Source organism: Devosia yakushimensis, assembly GCF_030159855.1.
Taxonomy (GTDB): Bacteria; Pseudomonadota; Alphaproteobacteria; order Rhizobiales; family Devosiaceae; genus Devosia; species Devosia yakushimensis.
The window spans coordinates 2895918-2912920 of record NZ_BSNG01000001.1 but is presented as its reverse complement, the minus strand read 5'-3'; the positions used below and the strand labels follow the sequence as shown (position 1 = coordinate 2912920).

Sequence of the window (17003 nt, the reverse complement as noted above, 5' to 3'; positions counted from 1 at the left end):
CTCATGACTGCCACTTCCCTGATGACCGAGCAGAAACACCCCGATGAGGCGGCCCGCGATGCCGATTGGTGGCGTGGCGCGGTGATCTACCAGATCTATCCGCGCTCCTATCAGGACCAGAATGGCGATGGTGTGGGCGATCTCGTGGGCATTACCAGCCGGCTCGATTATGTCGCCGATCTGGGCGTCGACGCCATTTGGCTGTCGCCGGTCTTCACCTCCCCGATGAAGGATTTCGGCTACGACGTCTCCAATTATCGCGACATCGATCCCAGCTTCGGCACGCTGGAGGATTTCGACCGCCTCGTGCAAAAGGCCCATTCCCTGGGCCTCAAAGTCATCATCGACCAGGTGATTTCCCACTCATCGGATAAGCACGCCTGGTTCTCCGAATCCCGTCAGTCCCGCACCAATGCCAAATCCGATTGGTATGTCTGGGCCGATCCCAAGCCCGATGGCACCCCGCCCAACAATTGGCTCTCCATCTTCGGCGGCTCGGCCTGGTCCTGGGATAGCCGGCGCATGCAGTACTACCAGCACAATTTCCTGGTCTCCCAGCCCGATCTCAACTTCCACAATCCCGAAGTGCAGGATGCAGTGTTGGCCGAAATGCGCTTCTGGCTTGAGCGTGGCGTCGATGGCTTCCGCCTCGATACGGTCAATTTCTACTTCTGTTCGCTGGGCTTCGAGGACAATCCCGTGGTCCGCCCCGAAGATTTCAACGCTTCGACGGCTCCGGCCGTGAACCCCTATAATTTCCAGGAACATATCTACGACAAGTCGCGCTCGGAAAACCTCGCTTTCCTCACCCGCCTGCGCGCCCTTATGGATGAATATCCCGGCACGACCACAGTGGGCGAGATTGGCGATAGCCAGCACCAGCTTGAACTCATGGCCCAATACACCTCGGGCGATGACCACCTGCACATGGCCTATACCTTCGATTATCTGGGCGGCGAATTCTCCGCCGATCACTTCAAGAAATCCATTGCCGCCACCGAAAGCGAAGCGCCCGACGGCTGGATTTGCCTCGCCTTCTCCAACCACGATGTCGTGCGTCATGTCAGCCGCTGGGCTGTCCATGGCCAGGAAGCCGCCTTTACTCGCCTCGCCGTCACGCTGATCCTGGCTATGCGCGGCTCGGTCTGCCTCTATCAGGGCGAGGAACTCGGCCTCAAGGAAGCCGAACTCTCCTTCGCCGATCTGGTCGATCCCTATGGCATCGAATTCTGGCCTGAATTCAAGGGCCGCGACGGCTGCCGCACGCCCATGGTCTGGCAGGCCCATGTCCGCAACGGCGCCTTCTCCACTGCCGAGCGCACCTGGCTGCCCGTTCCGGCCGAACACCTGACCCACGCCGTCGATACCCAACATGGCGTCGAAGGCTCGGTGCTCGAATTTTACCGATCGCTCCTGGCCTTCCGAAAAACCCATCCGGCCCTCGCCAAGGGCAAGATCACCCTCCTGGAATCTACAGGCAATATCCTGGCCTTCACCCGCGAAGACGGTGCCGAACGCCTGTTTTGCGTCTTCAATATGGGCGACAGCGCCGCCGAATTTGCCATTCCTTCGGGCCTCGAACCGCATCACGCCGATTGCCCCGGCGTCATCGCCGCTCCCATTGATGGCGAACTCGATCTGGAACCCTTCGGCGCCTATATCGGCATCTTGAGCTAAGCCATTATTTTGCCGGTTGGATGGAACCAAATCCCTCCACCCGCAATTGCCTCCCCGTTATCCCGGGAGGAACCCATAGATGAAGTCGCTTATTCTCACCCTGGCCGTTGCGGCCGGGGCGCTTTCCGTGTCGCTGCCTGCTATCGCCCAATCCGATTTTCCCAATAAACCCATCAATCTGGTCGTCCCCTTCGCGGCCGGCGGGTCCACCGATCTTGTCGGTCGCATCGTTGCCGAGGCCATGAGCGCCCAATTGGGCCAGCAGGTCCTGGTGGTCAATCAGGCCGGGGCAGGGGGCGTGCTCGGGGCCACCGCCGTCGCCGATGCCGATCCAGATGGCTACACCATCCTCATGGGCACCATCGCTACCCATGCGCTCAGTGCTTCGCTCTATGCCACCCCGCCCTTCGATCCCAGCGCCGATTTCGCTCCGATTTCCCTGCTGGTGACCGTGCCCAATGTGCTCCTGGTCAATCCGGAATTTCCCGCCACCAATGTCGAGGAACTGATCGCCTTGCTCAAGGCCGAGCCGGAAGCCCATGCCTATGCCTCCTCGGGCAATGGCACCCCGCTGCATCTCTCGGGTGAATTGTTCAAGTCCATGGCCGGTGTCGATATGGTCCATGTGCCCTATCAGGGGTCAGGTCCGGCGCTGGTCGATGCGCTGAGTGGCGCTGTGCCGATCATCTTCGACAACCTCCCCTCGGCCACCGAGCACATGAAGGCCGGCACGCTGCGCCCGCTGGCCGTCACCACGCTCGAACGTGCCGCCAGCTTCCCCGATATTCCCACCATGGATGAAGCCGGCGTTCCCGGCTACGAAACCAATACCTGGAATGCCCTCTTCGCGCCGGCGGGCACGCCGCCCGAAGTGGTCGCCAAGCTCAACGAGGCCGCCGTCGCGGCCGTGCACGATCCGGCGGTTCATGAACGGCTTGCCGAGGTGGGCGCCATCGTCGTCGGCTCGACGCCGGAAGAGCTGGCCACCCACGTTGCCACCGAGGTTGCACGCTGGGCCCCAGTGGTCGAAGCCTCTGGCGCGACAATCCAGTAGCTTCATCCAACATCGGGCAGGCGCGCGGCCATCAGCTCGCGCGTCAGCCTATGCTGCGGCTCGGCAAATATGGTCTCGGGCGAGCCTTCCTCGACAATGCGCCCGGACTCCATCACCAGCACGCGGTCGGCCACGGCCCGCACCATATCGATATCGTGGCTGATGATGAGATAGGTCAGCCCGAAATCCGCCTGCAGCCGCGCCAACAGCGCCAGCACTTCCCCGCGCACCGATACATCCAGCGCCGAAACCGGCTCGTCCAGCACCACCAGTTTGGGCCGCGTCACCAGCGCCCGTGCAATGGCCAGCCGCTGCCGCTGCCCGCCCGAAAATTCATGTGGATACCGCGCCAGCATGTCCGCCCGCAGCCCAACCGCCTCGATGGCCTCGGCCAGCCGGCGCTGCCGCTCCACAAGGTCCAATTCTGCCTCGAGCCGCAGCGGCTCCCCCAATGACTGGGCTATGGTCAGTCGCGGATTAAAACTCCCGAATGGGTCCTGAAACACCAGCGATACATCGCGCCGCTTCTCCCGCGGCAGGTCAGTGCCGTGATAGCTCCGCCCGCCGAGCCGGATTTGACCCGCCGTGGCGCTATCCAGTCCCACGATCATCTTGGCCAGCGTGGTCTTGCCGCAACCGGAGGGGCCGACCAGCGCTACGCATTCCCCCTCGCTGATGGCAAGGCTCACCCCATCCACCGCACGCAGCGGCCTCTCCCACCAGGGCCACCATCCGCCCTGCCGGTATTCGCGCACCACCTGATCCACTTCCAGCAGGGGCGCACCCGCCTGTGCATGGTCCTCGCGCGTCACCTCGAAGCGCGACGCCGCAATCAGCCTGCGCGTATAATCCTGTTGCGGCCGGGTGAACACGGCCGATGCCGCACCCATTTCCACCAGCCGCCCGCGATGCATCACCGCCACCCGGCTGCACAGCACGCCGACGGCCTTGAGGTCATGGCTGATGAACAGCAGCGCCATGCGCCGCCGCGTGCAAATCTCGGCGATCAGATCCAGCACGCGCTTCTGCGTAATCAGGTCCAGCGCCGACGTCGGTTCATCGGCAATCAGAATGTCGGGCTGGCTCGCCAGCGCCACCGCGATCATCACGCGCTGCCGCTGCCCGCCCGACAATTGATGGGGAAACCGCTCACCGTGCTTGAGCTCCAACCCCACTTCCTTGAGCAGATTGGGCACGTCCAATTGCGGGCTGTCGCCGCGATTTAGGGTAATAGCCTCTGCGATCTGTTCGCTCACTCGCATCAACGGGTTCAGCGCCGTCATCGGCTCCTGAAACACCATGCCGATCCGCTTGCCGCGCAGCCGCGCCATCTCGCGTTCATTGGTGGGCAGGGGCACACCATCAATGCTGATACTGCCGCCCACCAATGCGCCCTCGGGCAATAGCCCCGTCGCCGCCAGCGCCGTCAGCGTCTTGCCCGACCCGCTCTCCCCGATAATGCCGAACCGTTCGCCGCGCTCCAGCGCAAAGCTCACATCGCTGACCACCTCGGCATTGCCGAAGCGCACGGAGAGCCCTTTGACCTCAAGCAACGACATTGGCATTCACCTGCCGCAGCCGTGGATCGATAGCGTCGCGCAATCCGTCGCCGGCAATATTGAGGGCAATGACGATGAGCACTATGCTCACCCCCGGTACCAGCGTCAGCCACGGATGGATCAGGAACATCGATTGCGCATCGCGCAACATCAGGCCAAGGCTCGTCGCCGGCGGCTGGGTGCCCAGCCCCACATAGCTGAGCCCCGCCTCGGCCAATATGCCCAGCGACAGCTGGATCGTTCCCTGCACGATAATCAGGCTCATGATATTGGGCAGCAAATGCCGATAGGCGATAGCGGCCGGTCCCAGCCCTGCGAGCCGCCCCGCAGCCACGAAATCCAGCGTTGCAATGCTCAACGCTCCACCGCGCGCCACCCGCGCAAACACCGGGATATTGAAGAGCCCAATCGCCAGCACCGCATTGATCGCCCCGGGCCCGAACAGAGCCGTCACCAGAATGGCGATGATGATCGCCGGGAAGGCGAAGAGGAAATCGGAAAAGCGCAGCACCAGCCATTCCACCGGCCCGCCCCAGGCTGCAGCGGCCAATCCCAGCGGCACGCCAATGCCCGCCCCGATAGCCACGGCCAAAGCCGCCACCACAAAGCTCGTCAGCGTGCCCGACATGACCAGCGAAGCCATGTCCCGGCCCAGATTATCGGTGCCCAGCCAATGTTCGGCAATGGGCGCCAGAAAGCGGCGGGCGATATCGATTTGCGCGATCGGGTAGGGGGTCCAAACCAGCGAGACCAGCCCCAACAGGGCAAACAGGATTGTCCCTATAAGGCCGATCATCAGATTGGGATGGCGCCTCAGAAAATTCATGGCGTGCCCCGCTCCCGCAGCCGCGGATCGACCAGCCCATAGGTCAGGTCGACCACGAACATCGTCGCCGTCACCGCCACGATCAGCACGATTGTTGCCCCCCGCACCAGGATCAGGTCTCGCTCGGAAATCGCGGTGAAGATCAGCCGCCCCAGGCCGGGCAGGTAGAACACATTCTCCACGATGATCGTGCCGGCGATGAGAAAGGCAAATTGCAGCCCCAGAATGGTCAGCACCGGCAACAGCGCATTGCGCACCCCATGGCGCCACACGGCCTCGCCCATGGTCAGCCCCTTGGCTCGCGCCGTGCGGATAAAATCCTGCCCCTGCACATCCACCAGCGCCGTCCGCATCACCCGCGCCAGGATCGAGGCCTGCGGCAGCGCCAGCGCCAGGCTGGGCAGCACCAGGCCGCGCAGCGCCAGCCATGGGTCTTCGCCCCAGGGCGTAAACCCACCCGGCGGCAGCCAGCGCAGCCCCACGGCAAACACCAGCGTCAGCATCATGCCAAACCAGAAATTGGGCACCGCCACGCCAAGCTGCGCCAGCACCATGATCGCCGTATCCGGCGCCTTGCCCCGCGCCCGCGCCGAAAAGATACCCAGCGGCAGCCCGATCACCACCGAAATGATCATGGCCATTACGGTCAGCGGCAGTGTCACCGCCAGCCGCTCCCACAGCAGCGCCGCCACCGGCGCCCGCTGCGTATAGGACATGCCAAAATCCCCCCGCAGCATGCCGCCGATCCAGCTCAACAACCGTTCATGCGCCGGTGCATCAAGCCCCATCTGCGCCCGCAAATTGGCCACCGCTTCGGGCGTGGCGGTAATGCCCAGCGTGAACCGCGCCGGGTCCCCCGGCAGCAGGTCGAGCAGATAGAAAATCACCACCGCTGCCAGCAGCAGGGTGGCGGCAAAGCCGAGGAAACGGCGGAGGGCGAAGAGGATCATGGCGTTGAGATCCGGGGCAAAATACCCCCACCCCTGTCCCCTCCCCACAAGGGGGAGGGAGACGATGGAGCCGCAGACTCAACGCGTCCGGCTACGAAGATAGACTGAGAGGGTCTCCCTCCCCCTTGTGGGGAGGGGACAGGGGTGGGGGTGGTCCCACGCGCGGAACGAGCGTTCTCACTCCACCCAGTGAACCCCCCGCAGCACCAGCCCTTCGATCGGAGAATTCTGCCACATGCCCGCAAGCTTGGCGTTCCACACCCCGGTCTGGGCGAGCTCGAACAGGTAGCCATTGACCGCATCCTTGGCCAGGATGGTCTGCGCCTCGATGGCCAATTCCTTGCGTTTGGCGTCGTCAACCGTCTCATTGAGTGTCTTGATCAGCGCCTGGAATTCGGGGTTGTCGTAACCGAAGTAGTAGTCTGGATTGGCATAATTTCCAATGTCGAACGGCTCGACATGGCTGATGATGGTCAGGTCGAAATCATGGTTGGTGTAGACGTCCTGCAGCCACTGGGCGAATTCCACATTGATCAGCTCGAGCTTGATGCCCACTGCCGCGAACTGGCTCGCGATGATCTGCCCGGAGAGCCGCGCATAGCCCAAGGGTGGTAGCTTCAGCGTCGCGCTGAACCCATCGGGATAACCCGCTTCTGCCAGCAGCTCCTTGGCTGCTTCCGGGTCATAAGGATAGGTATTGGTCAGATCGACATAATAGGCATTATGCGGCGCAAAGGGCGCGCCGATCGGCGTGCCATAGCCATAGGTTGCCCCATTGATGATCGCCTTGCGATCCAGCGCATGGGCCATGGCCTGCCGCACCTTGAGATTATCGAATGGCGCCTTGCGATTATTGGTGCCCAGGATCGTCTCGCCTTCGGTGGTGCCCACCAGCACCTTGAATTGCGGATTGCCCTCGAACACGGCCAGCGAATCCGGCGCGAAATTATTGGTACCGTCGATATCGCCGGCCAGCAGCGCACTGGTCATGGCTGCCGTGTCGCCGATAAAGCGGTAGGTCGCCTTGGTCAGCGCGGGCAACTCGCCCCAATAGGGCTCATAGCGCTCCAGCAAGACGCGATTGCCCTTGTCCCATTGTACAAAGGCAAACGGGCCCGTGCCGATCGGCGTTGTCGCATTATTGTCGGCACTTTCCAGCGCCACGATCACTGCATCGCCCCGGCCCAGATTGAACAGGAACAGCCCCACCGGCTTTTTGAGCTTGAAGGTGATGGTGAACGGATCGACCACCGTCACGCTTTCAATATCGGTGTAGAGCTCCTTATGCGCATTGACGCTGTCGGCAGCCAGAATGCGGTCGAAGGTGAATTTGACATCGTCGGCATCGAAGGCCGAGCCGTCATGAAAGGTCACGCCCTCATGCAGCTTGAACGTATAGGTCAAATTGTCGTCCGAAATGGTCCACTCGCTGGCCAACCCCGGCTGCACCGCGCCGTTTTCGTCAATGCTGGTCAGACCCTCGAAAATGTTCTGATAGACCACGATATCGATGGCCTCGGCCGCGCCCGCCGTGGGATCAAGAATTGGTGGCTCCAGCGCCACCCCGATCCGCACCTCGGTCTTTTGCGCCAGCGCCACTCCGCTCAGCGCGCCCATCAGGGCCAGAGCCAGCGCGGCACTCTTGAAAATCCTGCCCATCCCGTCACTCCAAAAACCGCGTTCCCGGCGTCCCCAGGCGAATCGCACCCGGCTTAGCCCGTTATTCCCGTGCAAAACCGTGCCGGCGCATGTGGCGCCAGCTCCCATGGCCCAATCGTATAGGCAAACGCCACTAACATGGCAGTAGGTACAGCGGTTATACTTTCCTACGATCGCCCAGCCGCGTAGCAAGGATGACCGGCACCAACCCTGCCAGCACGATAAACAGCGCCGGCATCGCCGCCTGCGCGAACAGCCCCGCATTGGCCCGGCCATAAACCAGCGTCGCCAGCGTATCCACCCCCAGCGGCCGCAGCAGCAGTGTTGCCGGCAATTCCTTGACGATCTCGACGAACACTAGCGTCGCCGCGCTCACGATGGCCGGCATCAGCGTCGGCAGATCCACCCGCAGCAATAGCCCCAGCCCGCTCTGCCCCAGCACCCGCCCGGCATGCAGCATGGAATCGCCACGCTTCTTGATCGCGGCGTCCAGCGTTGAATGGCTCACCGCCAGAAACCGGATCGCATAGACATAGAGCAGCGCCGCCATCGAGCCCGACAGGATCAGCCCCGGCCGCCAGCCCGCCAGCGCCATGGTCATGCGATTGAACCACAGATCGGCCTGTCCCAGTGGCTGCAACAGCCCCAGCGCCAGCACCGTGCCGGGAATGGCATAGCCCAAGGTCGCCAGCCGGATCGCGCCGCGCGAGAGGCTTCCCGCATGCTGCCCGATCTTGGCAGCCACCAGCCCCAATATCACCGTGATAACAGCCCCTGCCGAAGCCAGCACCAGCGTCGGCCCCAACGCGCCCAGTGTCATCCGCACCGTCTCGGGCAGCACCAGCCTGAACGCCAGATAGCTCAATTCCCCCACCGGAATGCCAAAGCCCATGCCCAGCAGCACAAGGCAAAACCCGAACGCTGCCCAGGCCCGCCCGCCTGTCAGCGCCTCACGCGCCGGCGGCACCCGGCTATCGCGATTGGCGAGATAAACCCGATTATGCCGCGCCCGCTGCTCCGCCGCGATCAAAAGGCCAATGACCAAAACCACCGTCACCGCCAATTGCGCCGCCCCGCCAAAGTCGGAGCGGTTGATCCAGGTCGAATAGATGATGGCGGTAATGGCATTGATGCCGAAATACTGCACCGCTCCCAGATCGTTGACCACTTCCATCATCGCCAGCGTCACCCCCACGACGAGGGCCGGGCGCGAGGTCGGCAGAATGATCGAAAAAAACGTCCGCATCCCGCCCGCGCCCAATGTGCGCGCTGCAATATTGAGCGAAGCCGACTGCATCAGGAAAAAGCCCCGGCACGCGACATAGACATAGGGGTACAGCACCGAGGACAGCACGATGGCCGCGCCCCAATGGCTGCGAATATCGGGAAACCAGTAATCCTGCAGCGTCCGCGCGCCGGTGACCCCGCGCAACGCCGTCTGCAAGGGCCCGGTAAAACCCAGAAATTCCACATAGCCATAGGCCGCCAGGTAAGTCGGCACCGCCAGCGGCAGCACCAGCATCCAATCGAACACCCGGCGCAGCGGAAAATCGTAATGCGTCACCAGCCACGCCGCCACCAGACCCACGACGCCGGTCAATATCCCGACCGATCCCATCAAAATGCCGGTTTCCCGCAAGGCGGTTGGCAACATCGTCGCGGCCAGCCCATTGCTGCCGCTGCTCACCGCCGCCCAGCCCAGCCACAGGATCGGCAATCCCGCCGCCACAGCCAGCACAAGCGCAACGACCGGCAGGGCTTTCACCCCACCGGTCACATTTTTGGTCACTCGTATCTGAGCCGTCAAACAACCACCGTGTCATTCCGGCGCAGGCCGGAATCCATCCTGAGATGCTGCAAGCCCCTCGATCTCGTGGTTGGGCAGCGCCTAGTTCTGCGCACCTTCGTTGAACTTGAGCTCATCGACAAGAGCCGCCGCCGCTGCACGATTGGCAGCGACCTCCACCAGCGGCGTCGCCACGGGCTTCAGCGCACCCCAGGACAGGGTCAGCTCGGACGGCGCCACCGAGGCCACCACCGGGAATTCGTAATTTGTGTCGGCATAGATCTGCTGGGCGTCGTCGGACAGCAGGAACGCGATCAGCGCATTGGCATTTTCGGCATTGGGCGCATGCTTGGCAATGAAGCCGCCGGCCACATTGACCTGGGTGCCTTCGCCCTCGGCGTCGGGATAGATGATCCGCGCCGAATTGGCCCAGTCCTTCTGCTCCGGCTCGGCCTGGTTGTTCAGCATCACACCCATATAATAGGTATTGGTGATGGACAGATCACACGTGCCGGCCAGGATGTTCTTGACGCCTTCGCGGTCGCCGCCGCTGGGGGCATAGGCCAGGTTGTCGCGCACCTTGGTCAGCCATTCGCGGGTATTGTCGAGCCCATGGGCCGCGATGCGCTGCGCGATAAGACCAATATTATAGGCATGGTCGCCCGGACGGGTGCACAGGCGCCCCTTCCATTCCGGCCCGGTAATGTCCTCATAGGTCAGCGCCGTATCCTCGACGCGGTCCTTGGAGACGTAAAACACACGAGCCCGCAGCGACAGCGCGGTCCAATTGGCATCGTCATCGCGGAAAGCTTCCGGCACGCGCTCGGCCAGAACCGGGGTGGTGATCGGCTGGGTCAGCCCCTGTTCCTCGGCGCCCACCAGATTGCCGATATCGACGGTCAGCACCACGTCGGCCGGCGACAATTCGCCCTCGGCGGCAACGCGTTCCAAGAGGCCATCGCCCGCATAAAGCACCTTGGCCTCGATGCCGGTCTCGGCAGTGAACTTGTCCAGCAGCGGCTGCAGCAGGCCCTGCTCGCGATAGCTGTAAATATTGACTTCGCCGCTCTGGGCAAAGCTGGGGGTGCTGAGCCCCGCCAGAAGCGTTGAACTCAGCAGGGCAAAGGCAAGGCGTGTCGTCTTTGTCATGGTTCTCTCCCAAGGGCGGCATCGGGGCCGCAATGGACGCCTTGTCTTGGCAAAGCGTCACAATGTCAAGAAATACCAATAATAACAAAGACTTGCAGCTTAGAGCGATTCAAATCTTCGTTGCAAATCCAATGCGAAAACAAGCCGTTAGCTGAGCGAGAAAATCATGTTACGCGCCTGCGGCATTTGCGCCTAAACCCACAGGGTGGTTAGAACAGCAGCAATGCGGCGACCTAATTCTGCGGCCCCTCATCAAACTTCAGCTCATCCACCAGCGCCGCCGCTTCCTTGCGATGCGCGGCAATCTCGGTCAGCGGTGTCTGGTCCGCCTTGAGCATCCCCCAGCTCGCGACGAGTTCTGATGGCTCCACCCCCGGCACCACCGGAAATTCATAATTGCCGCTGGCATAAAGATGCTGCGCTTCATCCGACAGCAGGAATTCCACCAGCCGATCGCCATTGTCCTTGTTCGGCGCATATTTCGCCAGGATCGCCCCCGACACATTGACCTGCGTGCCCTCGCCATCCGCATCGGGATAAATGATCCGCGCGGAAGCGGCCCAATCCTTCTGCTCGGGCTCGGCCTCATTGGTCAGCATCAGCCCCATATAATAGGTATTGCCGATCGCCAGATCGCAGGTGCCGTCAAAGATCGCCTTGACCTGGTCACGATCCGCCCCTGTCGGCGCCCGCGACAGGTTATCCCGCACCGCCCCCAGCCAGGTTCGCGTGCGGTCCACGCCCCAATGGGCGATGCGTGTGGCGATCAGCCCGATATTGTAGACATGCTGGCCCGAGCGGGTGCAGAGCCGCGCCTTCCATTCCGGCTTGGCAATGTCCTCATAGGTCAGCGCCGTCTCACTCACCCGGTCGATCGAGGCATAAAACACCCGCGCCCGCAGCGATAGCGCCACCCATTGCCCATCGGGGTCATGATATTGGTCGGGCACCCGCGCCAAAGCCGCCGCCGAAATGGTCTGCGACACACCCAGTTCCTTGGCATTGGCGAGGTTCCCGATATCGACCGTTACGATGACGTCCGCCGGCGAAAGCTCCCCCTCCGCCGCCACCCGCTCGATCAGTCCATCGGCGGCATAAAGCACATTGGTCCTGATCCCGGTTTCTTCCGTGAACCGGTCCAGCAGCGGCTGGATCAGCCCCGGTTCGCGATAGGTATAGACATTGACCTCGCCATTCTGCGCCCAGGCCGGCGCGCTCAGCGCCCCCAGGATCAGCAGGCAAGCAACAAGCGCGGTTCTGGCCATCGGGACTCTCCATCGGCATGCAGCGGGCGTTGTGCGCCGCCAACCGATGTCTGTCAATAAACTCAACAAAACCAAGAGTTTACCGATTGGAATGGTTCAAATCTGGCCAGCAAATGCCATGCACGATCAGGCGCTTAACTGCTCGGCTGCTCCGATTGCAGTGCCGGCTTGTCCACCAGGTCCGCCGGGATCAGCAGGGTAAACAGCATGCCCGTGGCCCCGGCCGGGTCCACCGACAGCGCAAATCCATTGACCGACAGCAGCGAGCGCGTCAGCGCCAGCCCCACGCTGGAACGCACGGGCGTCAGCGCCTTGCCTTCCCGGCTGGTGCCGTCGCGGAACACCACGAACCGCTCGGCCATATCGACCGGCGCCGTCGAGCTGTCCCGCACATGCACGGAAATGCCGCCATCGTCCTCGCGCTGCGCCGAAATCACCACCGCACCGCCCGTCGGCGTCTGGTCGATGGCCGAAGCCAATAGGTTCAGCACCGCCTGGACCAGCGAGGCGCGGTCGGCGGTCACCCGTGGCAGGCTCTCGGAAATCGCGTTGCGCACGATGACGCGGGCATTGCTTGCTTGCTGCCGAATGCGCATGACGCAGCTTTCGAGCAGCCCCGTCAGCTCGATGCTGGCGCGTTGCGGCAGGTAGCGCCCGTCACGCAGCCGCGCATAATCATCCAGCTCGTCGACCAGTGCGGCGATTTCCTGCCCGGCCGCCGAAATGTCCTGCGCATATTCTTCATAGCGCTCATTGCCCAGTGCGCCCGAGGCCTGCGCACGGATCAGGTCGGAAAAGCCGACAATGGTGTTAAGCGGCCGCCGCACGCCCCGGCTGATCCGCGCCAGCAGCGCCGGATCGGGTTCCCCCGGCCCCGCAAGTCGGGCAGGGGTCGTGCCACGTTCTTTGACAAAGCCGAAATAGCCCGTGACGATGCCGGCCTGTCCTTGCGCGAAAATGCTCATCTCGGCCGCCCCGCCATCGCTGCGCAGGGTAAGGCTCGGGCGCGCCGTCTCGGCAAAGCGGGCCGGCCGCTCGAGAAATTCGCGCAAGGCCGCCAGGTCGTCCTCGGCCACCAGCCCGCTCAATGGCCGCCCGGCCAGGCCTTCGCCCAGCAAGGCGAGCGCCCGTGGGCTGGCGAGGTTGATCACCCCGGCCCGGTTGGCATCGAAAAAGCCGTCGCCCCGCATTTCGGCGAAAGACTCGGCAAAGGCGCGCACCGCCGCCTCGTGCCCGGTGCGCACTTCGGTGGCGCTAGCCGATAACATCAGGGCAGGGCGGCCCTGCCAGGAGATTGATTGCAACCGCGCCGTCACCGGCACCAGCGCGCCATTCCGCTGCACCAGATGGTTGACTGGCCCAGCCTCCTGCTCATCCGGCCCCGCTGCCGGAAACACCGAGGCCAGGCCCGCATTGCGCAATTGCTCCACCGAATCATAGCCCACCATTTCGGTGATGGCCCGGTTGGCAAACAGCACCTGCTGGTCGCGGAACACCAATATGCCCAGCGGCAGCCGGTTGAGCACCAGCGTTTCTCCGCCCAGATTGATCAGCGCGCCCGCCACGCGTTGCGGCACTGCCACCGGCGGCGGCTCGGGTTGCGGCGATGGGGGCGGCGTCACCGGCGCGGCGTCGCCAATGCCCACCCGGTCATTGAGAATGCGCGATAGCTCATCGAAATTATAGCGCGACACCCGCTCGACTGCTTCGGGATCTTCGGGCAAGGGCGGCGCGATTTCGGCAATCGCTGCCGCCACGCTTTCGGGGTCCGAACCGGCGCTTTCAGGCGTTTCCGAACCGGTTTCGTCCGGCTCCGCGCCCGCCTCGCCAGTAAAGCCCCGGCCCGTCACGCGATAAAGCTGCCCGCTGGCCGGCGCCGGCGGGTCTTCGGGCTTGGCATACATGACATCGTCTGCCGATGTCAGCGGGGTAAAGAGCGCCGCATCCGCCGCCAGCCGGTCGACCAGGGCCGAGAGCCGGCTGACCGATTCGGCTCCGGCATTATCGTCGCTCTCATGCCATTCCGGCCCGGGCTCATCATCGGCCGGCGGCATTGGCGCGGGCGGAGCCTCGCCGTCGTCCGCTATCGGCGCCTGCCCGTCCGCCTCGGCCGAACGCCAATTGGCCAGCTCCTGTTCATAGGCATGTTCGTCCGCGGCGATGATTTCGGCCACCGTGTCGGCGTCGCCGCTCTCGACCGTCTCTTCGCTGGCGGGCGGTATCTCTGCAGCCGGCTCGGCTCCCTCATCGGGGCGGCTCTCGGCCGCCGCGGCTGCGAGAACCTCCGCTTCGATCGGGTCGACGCCAACCACCAGCAGCACCGGCTGTCCATCCTGCCAGATCAGCGGGGTTGTTGCGCAAGTGCCCGAGGCCGGCTTGCTGCCCGCCAGAAACTGAATGCGGGCCAGGCTGGTCCGTCCGGTCGAGCCCAGCCTGATATTGCGCGCCACCTGCCCCTTGATCGGGGTGGCGAGCGGCGCACGCTTCAATCCATGTTTCTTGAGTTTCGCCAGAAACAGCTCGGCGGCTGCGTTTTGCCAGATCAGCTCCTGGCCATCCTGCGCCCAGACCCAGGCCGGACGTGCATCCTCGGCATGCTGCAGCACGCGACGGGCGCTCGGCGATGTGATCCAGTCGGCATCCATATACAGCCAGTTTCCGTCGAGAAGGGGTGGCCTCTTGCTGTGCCAGATCGGCACAATTGCGCGCACCGTCCTTACGGTTTCTTCAATATAGTGCGCGTGTCCCATGGTCCAGAGCAGCCGGGCCACGCTTCCCGCAGCTTTGATCGCCATGGTTAAGTGCAAAAACCTTACGAATGGTCACGTTTTCGTGGCCGTCACGATCATGTTGTGGAAAGGCGCGGTGTCGGGCGGTGGAATGAGGCAAAAAGGGTGCTTGTCATCCAGAAATTCTCGACCTATGTTCCGCCCGCTTTCGGGACGCCCCTCCGGCATCCCTCGACAAGCCCCCTGCCGCCTTAGCTCAGTTGGTTAGAGCGCTAGATTGTGGATCTAGAGGTCCCCCGTTCAATCCGGGGAGGCGGTACCATTTTTCAGCAGAATCAAAGTTATTTCGTGACGCGTAGTGCCGCGAGATTGCGCCCGATTTCGCTGAACACATCGGCCAATTGCTGGCCGGTATTGGCCTGATAGGCATGTGAGGCATCGGTCGCGCAATTGGCCATCAGGTTGATGGCGCTTTGCGAGTTCACGATGGCAAAGCCAACCGTATAGACGATGATGCCGGCCCGCTTCATGGCGTCGCATTGCGACTGTGTTTGCGAATAAGAGCTCCCATTGGGCGGGGCGCAGGTGATCTGGTCGCTGGCATTGCCGCTACCGGTTGTCGAGCTGTTGCTGATAACGCCATTGCAATAGGAGCTGTTAAATTCGCCATCGGTCATCAAAACAACGGCCTTGACGATGTTGACCTTGCCCGGTCCCGCAGGTTGGCTGTCCTGCGGCCAGGGGCCGTTAAAGTTCGGCGAAACCATATACCAGGCCCAGGCGACGCCGGTATGGCCCGCAGTCGACCCACCAGCGGTCAGGCTGCCGGCCACGCCGTGCAAGGCGGTCTTGTCCGATGTCAGCGGCAATACCGTATTCGGCAGGCATGGATTATTGCCCGTCGCCGGATAGTTCATCCCCAGCGGGGTGGTCGAGGTGGGGACATCCGTATAGGCATTGGCCGTGCGCTCGGTGATGCACGTGCTGATCGGAAAGCGCCGCAGATTGCCCGAGGAATTGGCGAACAGATGATAGCTGCAGCCTGGCAGGACACAGGCAGCAGTCCCGCCGGAACTATAAGTGCCATAGTTGATCCCGTTGGTTTTTGGCGTTCCGGGCAGCACGAAAGTATTGGTGGTCGCGGCGCCGATCGTCCAGGCGAGGTTGCTCCCAGATACGGCGCCATTGTTGTTAAGGCTGGACATGCCGCCAATGCCGGAAAGATAGGCGTTGGCATTGCTTGTCAGGCCGTGTTCTGGCGACGTGACGACCAGCTCGCATGTGCTGACAAGGCATTTGGTGGCCGTTCCACTGGTATTGTTGAGGCTTTTGTAGTTGCGGCCGTCGCTGCCATTTAGCGAATAGGAATTGTCGCTGACCTTGGTAACCACGAAGATCTTGTTATTGAGCTCCGTCATGCCGCCGACATTGTTGATATAGACGACGTCGCCGGTGACGAAACCATGCAGGTTCGACGTGATAACGACTGGTCTTTTCTGCGTCGCTGCGGTGATGGCCTTACCGGTGCCATTGGCCCAGCCGATCGCGGTGATCGGAGTGGGTCCCTTGGGGGTGCCGCGAATGCTATTGGCATAGGTGGCGCCAACATTGACGGCCATGGAGTAAGGCACCAGCGCCATTTTCGAATAGGTCGGTGTTTGCTCGTCCTGCACGACGATGTCGATCAACTGACCCAATGCAGTCTTGAGCGCCTCCACCTTGCTTTGCTTGGTCGAGCCCTGATTGGAGGTGGAGATCGGGTCGTTCATCGATCCGGTCAGGTCAACCGCCACAGCCACCTCGATATCCATCGAACCGCGCGTCACCTCCGAAACGATGCTGGCACTCAGATCGTGCACCCCGACCAATCCGACGAACAGGGTCGGCACAGTCATCTCTGCTTCGAAATAGAGCGATCCCAGGGTTGCGTCCGTGCGCGCCAGGGTCACTTCAGCACTGATATCGGTATCGGCTATGCGATCCACCATCAGCGCCTGGGCCTTCTCGGTCAGCACGGCACTCGTCATGCCGGTGCTGAAGGCCTCCTTCTGCAGCGCCAGCGCCGCCGCATCGAGCGCGATCTGTGCGCGATTGCGCGTCTGCTCCAGCCGCACATAATCCACCACGGCGCCGCCCATGGCGATCAGCACCACGGCCATCAGGCCGAACATGATTGCAAACACACCGCTCTCGTCGCGGCCAAATCGCGCGACAAGCCGAAGGAAAGGACGCATGACGCTAGCACCCGTGGGATCGGTCGCCCCACAGCGGAGCAGCGGGAATATCGGTGATATTCCTTATTAAAAAGCCACCACCGGCCAATAAACTTTTACCCGGCGGCAGATGCGG

The 17003-nt window shown here is 62.7% G+C and carries 11 protein-coding genes and 1 tRNA gene; 3 read left to right on the top strand and 9 right to left on the bottom strand.

Annotated elements, in window-relative coordinates:
* Positions 1–3: 3 nt before the first annotated feature.
* Positions 4–1677, top strand: a complete 1674-nt coding sequence (gene bglA / locus QQL79_RS14090) for a beta-galactosidase BglA (protein WP_284391869.1) — start codon at positions 4–6, stop codon at positions 1675–1677.
* A gap of 79 nt (positions 1678–1756) precedes the next feature.
* Positions 1757–2731: a Bug family tripartite tricarboxylate transporter substrate binding protein gene (locus QQL79_RS14085; RefSeq protein ID WP_284391868.1), complete on the top strand. Its 975-nt coding sequence runs from the start codon at positions 1757–1759 to the stop codon at positions 2729–2731.
* Between the two features lie 2 nt (positions 2732–2733).
* Here QQL79_RS14085 and QQL79_RS14080 read toward each other — a convergent pair whose 3' ends face one another.
* The 8 genes from QQL79_RS14080 to QQL79_RS14045 form a co-directional block, all read right to left on the bottom strand.
* Entirely contained in the window at positions 2734–4290 is a 1557-nt protein-coding gene (locus tag QQL79_RS14080; protein WP_284391866.1) for a dipeptide ABC transporter ATP-binding protein, read from the bottom strand.
* Positions 4277–5116 carry an ABC transporter permease gene (locus tag QQL79_RS14075; RefSeq protein ID WP_284391864.1) on the bottom strand — a complete coding sequence of 280 codons (840 nt, stop codon included), beginning with the start codon at positions 5114–5116 and terminating at the stop codon, positions 4277–4279. The genes QQL79_RS14080 and QQL79_RS14075 overlap by 14 nt, the downstream gene beginning before the upstream one ends.
* Positions 5113–6066: an ABC transporter permease gene (locus QQL79_RS14070; RefSeq protein ID WP_284391862.1), complete on the bottom strand. Its 954-nt coding sequence runs from the start codon at positions 6064–6066 to the stop codon at positions 5113–5115. Before QQL79_RS14070 ends, QQL79_RS14075 begins: the two co-directional genes overlap by 4 nt.
* A 177-nt stretch (positions 6067–6243) precedes the next feature.
* Entirely contained in the window at positions 6244–7725 is a 1482-nt protein-coding gene (locus tag QQL79_RS14065; RefSeq protein ID WP_284391860.1) for an ABC transporter substrate-binding protein, read from the bottom strand.
* 157 nt (positions 7726–7882) lie between these two features.
* Positions 7883–9514 carry an ABC transporter permease gene (locus QQL79_RS14060; RefSeq protein WP_284391858.1) on the bottom strand — a complete coding sequence of 544 codons (1632 nt, stop codon included), beginning with the start codon at positions 9512–9514 and terminating at the stop codon, positions 7883–7885.
* 99 nt (positions 9515–9613) lie between these two features.
* Positions 9614–10660, bottom strand: a complete 1047-nt coding sequence (locus tag QQL79_RS14055) for an extracellular solute-binding protein (RefSeq protein WP_284391856.1) — start codon at positions 10658–10660, stop codon at positions 9614–9616.
* A gap of 233 nt (positions 10661–10893) precedes the next feature.
* Positions 10894–11925: an extracellular solute-binding protein gene (locus tag QQL79_RS14050; RefSeq protein WP_284391854.1), complete on the bottom strand. Its 1032-nt coding sequence runs from the start codon at positions 11923–11925 to the stop codon at positions 10894–10896.
* A 134-nt stretch (positions 11926–12059) separates the two neighbouring features.
* Positions 12060–14720: a sensor histidine kinase gene (locus QQL79_RS14045; protein WP_284391851.1), complete on the bottom strand. Its 2661-nt coding sequence runs from the start codon at positions 14718–14720 to the stop codon at positions 12060–12062.
* 179 nt (positions 14721–14899) lie between these two features.
* Between QQL79_RS14045 and QQL79_RS14040 the strand changes: the two genes are divergently transcribed.
* Positions 14900–14976 (top strand) — tRNA-His (locus tag QQL79_RS14040).
* 19 nt (positions 14977–14995) lie between these two features.
* Here the strand turns inward: QQL79_RS14040 and QQL79_RS14035 are convergent.
* Positions 14996–16888 (bottom strand): ubiquitin-activating E1 FCCH domain-containing protein, encoded by a 1893-nt coding sequence (locus tag QQL79_RS14035; RefSeq protein ID WP_284391848.1) that lies wholly within the window; start codon positions 16886–16888, stop codon positions 14996–14998.
* Positions 16889–17003: the final 115 nt, after the last annotated feature.

Coding starts and splice junctions, on each gene's coding strand:
- QQL79_RS14070 (WP_284391862.1), bottom strand. CDS start 6,066: ATGATCCTCTTCGCCCTCCGCCGTTTCCTCGGCTTTGCCGCCACCCTG.
- QQL79_RS14075 (WP_284391864.1), bottom strand. CDS start 5,116: ATGAATTTTCTGAGGCGCCATCCCAATCTGATGATCGGCCTTATAGGG.
- QQL79_RS14085 (WP_284391868.1), top strand. CDS start 1,757: ATGAAGTCGCTTATTCTCACCCTGGCCGTTGCGGCCGGGGCGCTTTCC.
- QQL79_RS14055 (WP_284391856.1), bottom strand. CDS start 10,660: ATGACAAAGACGACACGCCTTGCCTTTGCCCTGCTGAGTTCAACGCTT.
- QQL79_RS14035 (WP_284391848.1), bottom strand. CDS start 16,888: ATGCGTCCTTTCCTTCGGCTTGTCGCGCGATTTGGCCGCGACGAGAGC.
- QQL79_RS14045 (WP_284391851.1), bottom strand. CDS start 14,720: ATGGCGATCAAAGCTGCGGGAAGCGTGGCCCGGCTGCTCTGGACCATG.
- bglA (WP_284391869.1), top strand. CDS start 4: ATGACTGCCACTTCCCTGATGACCGAGCAGAAACACCCCGATGAGGCG.
- QQL79_RS14050 (WP_284391854.1), bottom strand. CDS start 11,925: ATGGCCAGAACCGCGCTTGTTGCTTGCCTGCTGATCCTGGGGGCGCTG.
- QQL79_RS14065 (WP_284391860.1), bottom strand. CDS start 7,725: ATGGGCAGGATTTTCAAGAGTGCCGCGCTGGCTCTGGCCCTGATGGGC.
- QQL79_RS14080 (WP_284391866.1), bottom strand. CDS start 4,290: ATGTCGTTGCTTGAGGTCAAAGGGCTCTCCGTGCGCTTCGGCAATGCC.